Source organism: Gilvimarinus sp. 1_MG-2023, assembly GCF_030548285.1.
On the sequence record NZ_JAUOSC010000352.1, the window covers coordinates 1 to 368 of the forward strand.

Annotated in this window: 1 protein-coding gene; it reads right to left on the reverse strand. The window is 60.3% G+C overall.

Going from position 1 to position 368, the window contains the following annotated elements; genetic code table 11:
- On the reverse strand, window positions 1–329 hold a 329-nt coding region (locus Q4563_RS17150; RefSeq protein WP_303605353.1), incomplete at its 3' end, for an alkaline phosphatase.
- Between the last annotated feature and the right edge of the window lie 39 nt (window positions 330–368).

Below are 368 nucleotides of genomic sequence, written 5' to 3' on the forward strand. Positions count from 1 at the left end.
CCTGTTGCGGTATCGACGGTCAGGGCATGACGCATCAAGTGAAACAGCCAGTGTTGTTCCATGGTGCCACCCAGCAGGTGGGACCAGGGGCCAGCCCCGTAGACGGCGACGTCTTCGCCGCCATGGGTTTCTGAGTACATGGGTATCAACGCTTGCTGACGATAGTCTGGTGATTCAGCTTCGTCGGCGCTGATGGCCGGACGCGGCATGGCGACAGCGCCGGGGCCATTACGATAATTCATCGATGTGTAGTGTTCGCCATCCGCCAGACGATCAGGCTCTGGTGCCGGGTGGCCGTGATCATCATTGCCCGTTACCAGTGCTGTCATCGGGTTGCCGCGGGTCGGATAGCCTGCCAGAGTCAGTGT